Here is a 6732-nt window from a genome sequence, read left to right on the forward strand (position 1 = left end):
TAAATAAAGTTTTAAAAGGCTGTCAACCGTAATTTTGTTTTTCGCCGAAGAAATGGCGGGGTTCACGGGGTTCACGGGGATCAGCGGTGCACATATAACAATGAGCTCAAGGGAGAAACCGGATGTCACTGACCAACCTGTATAAGCTGCATATCGAAGAGATTGTTCGGCGCCACACCCGCGCCATGTCATTTCACGGGTTTGACCGGGTGGTAATCTATTCTGGTGCACCCAAGTTGCCGTTCCTCGATGACAACCACTACACCTTCAAGGTGAACCCCCATTTCAAACACTGGGTGCCGCTGCTGGAGCATGCCCAGTGTGCTGTGGATTTCCGGGTGGGTGAAAAACCGCGCTTGATCTATTTCCAGCCAGAAGATTACTGGCATAAGCCGCCTGCCGACCCGGAGGGCTACTGGACGGAGAGTTTTGAGATCGTACTGACGACGTCCTTTGATGATGTGGTCACTGCACTGGCTGGCAACACAGACCGCTGTGCGCTGATCGGCGAGGATGCTTCCTGTCTTCCGGAGCTGCCCAGGTCGCAGTTAAACCCCTCTGCGTTGATCAATGAGCTCCACTATCACCGCGCCGTCAAAACAGAATACGAGGCGGAGTGCCTGCGGCGCGCCAACCGCCGCAGTGCGAAAGGCCACCTGGCAGCAGAGGCTGCCTTTATTGCTGGAAAAACCGAGTTGGAGATCCATCACGCCTACCTGGCCGGGGCGGGTGTGCTGGAGGCCGAGTTGCCCTACGGCAATATCGTGGCGGTAAACGCCCACAGTTCGGTGCTGCATTACCATGGGGCAGATCGGGAGGCGATGTCGCCTTCCGAGATCCACTCACTGGTCATCGATGCTGGCGCGGACTATCTCGGATATGCCAGTGATATTACCCGCAGCTATGCCTTCCGCAGTGGAGAGTACCAAGATCTGTTAAACGCCCTGGATACCGCGCAACAAACACTTGTCGCCGAAGTGGCTGTGGGACAGAGCTTTGTTGATTTGCACTGGCGCGCGCATTACCTGATTGCCTGTATCCTGCGGGATTTTGATTTCGTGATGATGTCGCCGAAAGATATGGTGAGCGAGGGCATAACCAGTATGTTTTTCCCTTGTGGGTTAGGGCATTTCATTGGTTTGCAGGTGCATGATGTGGGTGGCTATCTTATGGCGCCCAGGGAGCGTCCGCGCCTGCGCGACCCGCGCGCGCCGTATCTGCGCAATGCGCGAAATATCGAAGCGGGCCAGGCATTGACCATTGAGCCGGGTATTTATTTTATGGATATGTTGCTCGCTGAACTGTCGAGAAATAAACACAGCTTCAAGGTCAACTGGGATAGGATTGATGCCTTCAGAAAATACGGCGGTGTGCGCGTTGAGGATTGCCTTCTGGTGCATGGCGATCAGATCGAAAACCAGTCCAGGGACGCCTTCTCCGCACTGTCGGCTGAGGTCGGTGGTGAGTCGTTGAAATTGGGTAGTCTGGAAACTACAGATTAAGGGGCGGGGGCATGCCAGTGGATAGTTCGCAGTGCGAGCAGCGCTCAATCGTCGTTATCGGTGCGGGTATCGTAGGTGCTGCGGTGGCAGAGCAGCTGCAGCATCGGGGGCACAAGGTGACCTTGATCGACCGGGACTCGCCGGGGCGCGGATGCTCCTATGGCAACGCTGGGCATTTCGCCACGGATGTGGTTTTACCTCTGGCGAATATGAAAACCCTGATGTCGGTGCCCAAGCTACTAATGAATCCACTGGGCCCATTGTCCATTCGCTGGGGCTACCTGCCTAAAATTTTGCCATGGCTGATGCGATTCGGGATTGCGGCACTGCCGGCCAATGTCGAGAAATCCTGCCGGCATTTGCGCGCGCTGAATGGTCGATCCATCGAGAGTTATGACCGCCTTCTTGAGCGTACCGGTTTGAGCGAATTGATGACCAAGCGTGGCGCACTGACCGTCTACGAGCGGCCGGAATCCGCGCACAAAAACCAGTCCACCGTTGACCTTTTGCGTGGCTTTGGCGTGGAGATAGAAGCGCTTTCCGCAGAGCAGCTGCGGGCGCTGGAGCCAGCACTGGGCGACGGTGTGGCGGGTGGCCTTTACTTCCCGCGCACTGCCCACACTGTTAACCCCTATCGATTGGTCGCTGCCCTCACCAGAAAATTCAAGCTGGCTGGCGGCGAGGTACTGTGCGGGGAGGTGGTCGGTCTTGGGCGGACGGATGCGTCGGTGAATATCCGGCTTGCCAGCGGCCAGGAAATCGGGTCCCAGCGTGTAATCCTTGCAACGGGTGCCTGGTCAAAGACACTGGCAGCACAGCTGGGCTATCGCGTGCCACTGGATACCGAACGCGGCTATCATTTGATGCTTCCCGCGCCCGGTTGTGAGCTTAACCGGCCACTGGTGTCTTTTGAGCGCTCATTTGTGATGACGCCAATGGAAGAGGGGCTGCGCCTGGCTGGCACGGTGGAGCTCGGCGGCCTGCAGGCGAAACCCAATTACGAGCGCGCCGATATCCTGTATGACCACGCGAGGGCACTGTTGCCGGGAATCCGGAACGACGGGGCCGAGCGCTGGATGGGCTTCAGGCCGTCGCTACCGGATTCTTTGCCGGTACTGGGGGCTGCACACGATGACCCGCGTATAAGCTTTGCGTTTGGCCACCAGCACCTGGGTTTAACCCAGGCTGCAATCACTGCTGAATTACTTGCGGACCAGATGGAAGGAAAGGCCACGGAAGTCGACCTTTCCCCATTTTCCATCAAGCGATTTCAATAAGGTCCCGGGGGAAGTTTGTGAAACTTTCCACGCACTGATCACCCACGAGGATATCGTCTTCAATGCGCACGCCGCCCCAGCCCGGAATATAGATACCGGGCTCTACGGTCATTACAAAACCCGCCTCGATGATGGTGTCATCATTTTCCGTGAAATAGGGCCTTTCATGGGTTTCCAGGCCAATGGCGTGGCCCAGGCCATCGCCGGCAAAGCGGGCGTAAGGGGTGTTGCGCAGGAAGTTCGCGACAATGGTTGCCGGTTCAGCACAGGGAATACCCGGTAGGATGCTATCCACCCCCAGCTTCTGCGCTTCCTGTACCAGGGCGTAAACTTCCCGCTGCTGCTCGCTGGCCTTGCCCAGAACAAAGGTGCGGGTCATATCCGAGCGATAACCCTGGATCACCGCACCAAAATCAATGGTGACCAGGTCGCCTTTCTGCAGAACCCGGTCTGAAGGCATGCCGTGGGGGCGCGAACTGCGCGGGCCGGAGGCGAAAATAGTCGGAAACGCGGTGCCTTCCGATCCCAGGGCCATCAAATTGTGCTCGAGATCTACCGACGCTTCGCGCTCAGACATCCCCGGTCGGACTTTACTGAGGAGCATTTCCAGAGCTCTATCCGCGATTTCGCCGGCCCTGGCCATATGGGCGAGTTCGCTCGTGTCTTTTTTGCGGCGCAACATCTCCACCACACCACTGAGCGGTTTGAAATACTCTGGGTCGAAGGCGAGATCAACAGCAATGGCTTGCCACTGGCTATAGCTAATGTGATCGCGCTCAAAGCCCAGGCGCCGGACGGCACTGTCGTGTGTGAGCCGGCGAATGGTCTCGCCAAGGCTTTCGCGGGCGCGATCTCGCACGACCACTTCAATCCCGCCTCCGGCGCACTGTTCCTGCGCCTGTTCACCAAATCGGTAGTCGGTAATCAAAAATGCCTGTTCACCAGACACCAGCAGGCTGGCGACACCCTGCTCATCGCTGGCAAAGCCAGAAAGATAGCGGATGCTTGGCATACTGGTAATCAGCATGCCGTTGATGCCGAGCCGGAAGAATTGTTTCTGAAGGTTATGTAACCGGGTCATGGTATACCTGAAATCTTATTATTGAGGTTATTTCATCGGCGGTTGCCGAGTACTCGAATGTGGTACCAGAGCAGGGCGGTGGCGCAACACACAGACAATGCGGCAAAGCCGCCCCACATCCAGTCTGGCCTGCCGAGGGATTTGGCGAGGTAGCCATAGCCCCAGCCAGAGAGAAGTCCCGCCACGAGAAAGCCAATCGCCATTGAGAGGAAGTAATAGCCCATAAAGAGCGCAGCCTGGGAAGAGGGCATGGATTCTGCGACGTATTCCTGGCTCTTGGGTGAGGTCAGCATCTCACCTAACGAAAACGCGATTACTGCGAACACAATTCCGATACCGCCCAGCACTGGCCCGAACCCCATCCACAAAAAACTCGCGGCCATTACACAGGTTCCAGATATCAGAACGTGGAGCGAGGCAAAGCGTTTGCTGAACTGGCTAATAGCGACCTGCAAAAGCAGAATGCTGCCGAAGTTAAACGCGGTGATGAATTCGGGACTAATTTGCCCGGGGGTTCCTTCGCTGATGGTATTGGCTATGGACGGGCTTAAGCTCTCGATCTGTTCCAGCAGGGGCGAGGTGTCGACAAAATCCCGGATGTAAAGCGGCAGGGTCAAAAACAATTGGTTGTAGCAGGCCCAGAACCCCGACATGATCAGCAGGTAGAGAACGAATTGCCGGTTCTGCAGTACCTTGGTGATATCCCGTAAGATGCTTTGCCGGTCGGCCGGTACAGACTGAGAGGTTGCACCAGAGGATACTGAAGGCTCGCGATAGAAAACGAGCAATAAGAAATTGACCGCAATCCAGCAGGCGGCGACGGAAAACACCCAATCCCAGCTAATGCCTTTCACGATTCCCGCCACAACCGGCCCCACAAAGCCACCCACGTTGATCATGGTGTAGAAAATTCCAAAGCCCAGGGCGCGATTCTGGTTGTTGGTTGTACGGCTGACGGTGGCCACAACAAGGGGTTTGAAGATTGCCGCCCCCACTGCCACCAAAAGCAGAATGGCAAAAAATGGCCAGAAACCCGAAACCTGGCCGAGCAGGTAATAGCCTGGCGTCATGATCGCGAAAGCTAAAAAGAACATGCGCTTGTATCCGTAGCGATCTCCCAGCGCACCGGTAAATACCGGGAGCAGGTACAGCAGGAATGGGACTACCCCCTGAATCGTGCCGCGCTCTGCATCTGAAAGCCCAAGTCCTCCCTGGCCCACACTGTTGGTCATATACAGGGATGACAGGGTAAAAAAACCATACCAGGCCAGCCGCTCGAATATCTCCATCACGTTCGCGACGTAGAAACTCGATGGAAAGTATTCCGGCTTCTGCTGGACCGTTGTTTCACAGTTACCTGATTGGTGTCGCCCTGATGTATCCCCAGCGGTTTCGTTAATCGGTGTTGATATCTGCGTCATGCCTTCCCTCGTCTTGTTATCTGGTTCGTATTTGAGCGGCTTGCATATGTTGTCATTGTACACAACATATGATTAAGTTGATATTGCGTGCAAAGTGATTTGGCGTGAAATAATAAAGACATCAGGAAAGAGGGTTTAAGAAACCATGGAAATCAAGAAGAAGCTGCTCGCGCTTGCGGTCAGTGCAACATTAGCGAGTACCAGCGCCATAGCGGCAGATACGTCAGGTGGTACCTTGAAAGGGCAGGTGATCAGTGCCAGTGGGGAAACGCTGGCGGGTGCTGAGATTACTGTTACCCATATCGGCAAGGGGTTTACCCGTACGGTAACCAGTAATGCCAAAGGGGAATACAACTTGCGCAATCTCCCGGTTGGCGAGTACACCGTGAGTTTTGAGAAGGATGGCTATAGCCCATCCACTGCACCCGAGGTTCTGGTGCGGGTAGGGCAGGCCGTTGTGTATGACGGAACCCTGGCGGTACCGGGAGAGGTACTGGAGGTGGTAGAGGTAACCGGCACCATGCGCCGCCCGGTAGATACGGGTTCGTCCACTGCCGGTGTGGTAATTACCCAGGAAAAGCTTGAGCTGTTACCGGTGAACACCGGCTTCGAAGCGATGGCCCAGCTCGCACCCGGAGTCGTCGTGGCCGGAGGCAGCAACTTCAATGGTGCCTCGAGCTTCGGTGGTGCCTCATCCGCGGAGAATGGCTACTACCTGAACGGCCTGAACGTATCCAATATCAAAACCGGCTTGGGCTCTATTTCGCTCCCGTGGGAAGCCATCAGCCAGACACAGGTAAAAACCGGTGCAATCGACCCGGAGTTTGGCGGGGCGCTCGGCGGCATCATCAATGCGGTCTCTAAATCCGGTAATAACGAGTTCAACTTTGGCTCGCAATTGCGGATGGACCCGGATTCCCTGCGCAGCCAGCATGATTCGGTGACCAACGCTGCTGGTGAATACACGATCAATACCCGCCAGAGCAGTATGGATTTCCAGGAAGCCCAGGTTTGGGCAAGCGGGCCGATTGTCCAGGACAAGGCCTTCTTCTATGCACTCTATAGCCCGAGAAAAACCGATGATACCTGGGCCAGTGGCAGCAGTTACTACGATCGCACCCGCGAAGAAGACCGCTGGTTGGTCAAACTGGACTGGTTTATCAATGACGACCACGCAATCGATTTCACGGCGATCAACAACGAGGAGAATGGTGAATACCACAGCTTTGCCTACGACCCCGCGCAAAATCAGATCGGCAGCGGCCTTGGCCAAACCAAAAGTCGCGAGGGTGGCCAGGTTTTCGGTGCGCACTACAATGGTCGCCTGACAGAGCCGAATTCAAATCCGAAGTGCGACACCGAGCTCAAATAGGAAGGTGACCTGTGGTACAAGGGGTTTTTCTCTCCCGCCAAGAAGTGAGAAACCCCAATGAAGTACCAACAGATCACCT

General features: G+C 55.7%; 5 protein-coding genes. 3 read left to right on the top strand and 2 right to left on the bottom strand.

Translation table 11 applies throughout. The features are described from left to right. Positions 1-122 precede the first annotated feature (122 nt). Complete coding sequence (pepQ, locus tag LC059_RS14475) at positions 123-1502, top strand: Xaa-Pro dipeptidase (RefSeq protein WP_226704573.1); 1380 nt, start codon at positions 123-125, stop codon at positions 1500-1502. 11 nt (positions 1503-1513) lie between these two features. Continuing rightward, positions 1514-2779 carry an NAD(P)/FAD-dependent oxidoreductase gene (locus tag LC059_RS14480; protein ID WP_226704574.1) on the top strand — a complete coding sequence of 422 codons (1266 nt, stop codon included), beginning with the start codon at positions 1514-1516 and terminating at the stop codon, positions 2777-2779. Here the strand turns inward: LC059_RS14480 and LC059_RS14485 are convergent. Both LC059_RS14485 and LC059_RS14490 read right to left on the bottom strand, forming a co-directional pair. Continuing rightward, positions 2763-3860 carry a M24 family metallopeptidase gene (locus tag LC059_RS14485; protein WP_226704575.1) on the bottom strand — a complete coding sequence of 366 codons (1098 nt, stop codon included), beginning with the start codon at positions 3858-3860 and terminating at the stop codon, positions 2763-2765. The genes LC059_RS14480 and LC059_RS14485 overlap by 17 nt on opposite strands. Positions 3861-3892: 32 nt before the next feature. Next, a complete protein-coding gene (locus tag LC059_RS14490; protein WP_226704576.1) occupies positions 3893-5344 on the bottom strand; it encodes an MFS transporter in 1452 nt (483 codons plus the stop codon). Between the two features lie 82 nt (positions 5345-5426). Between LC059_RS14490 and LC059_RS14495 the strand changes: the two genes are divergently transcribed. Next, complete coding sequence (locus tag LC059_RS14495) at positions 5427-6653, top strand: TonB-dependent receptor (protein WP_226704577.1); 1227 nt, start codon at positions 5427-5429, stop codon at positions 6651-6653. The last annotated feature ends 79 nt before the right edge of the window (positions 6654-6732 follow it).

Source organism: Microbulbifer elongatus, from assembly GCF_020524885.1.
In the GTDB taxonomy this organism is placed as follows: domain Bacteria; phylum Pseudomonadota; class Gammaproteobacteria; order Pseudomonadales; family Cellvibrionaceae; genus Microbulbifer; species Microbulbifer elongatus_A.

Excerpts from the sequence above, each read along its gene's own strand:
- LC059_RS14495 (WP_226704577.1), top strand. The coding sequence starts at position 5,427 with ATGGAAATCAAGAAGAAGCTGCTCGCGCTTGCGGTCAGTGCAACATTA.
- LC059_RS14485 (WP_226704575.1), bottom strand. The coding sequence starts at position 3,860 with ATGACCCGGTTACATAACCTTCAGAAACAATTCTTCCGGCTCGGCATC.
- pepQ (WP_226704573.1), top strand. The coding sequence starts at position 123 with ATGTCACTGACCAACCTGTATAAGCTGCATATCGAAGAGATTGTTCGG.
- LC059_RS14480 (WP_226704574.1), top strand. The coding sequence starts at position 1,514 with ATGCCAGTGGATAGTTCGCAGTGCGAGCAGCGCTCAATCGTCGTTATC.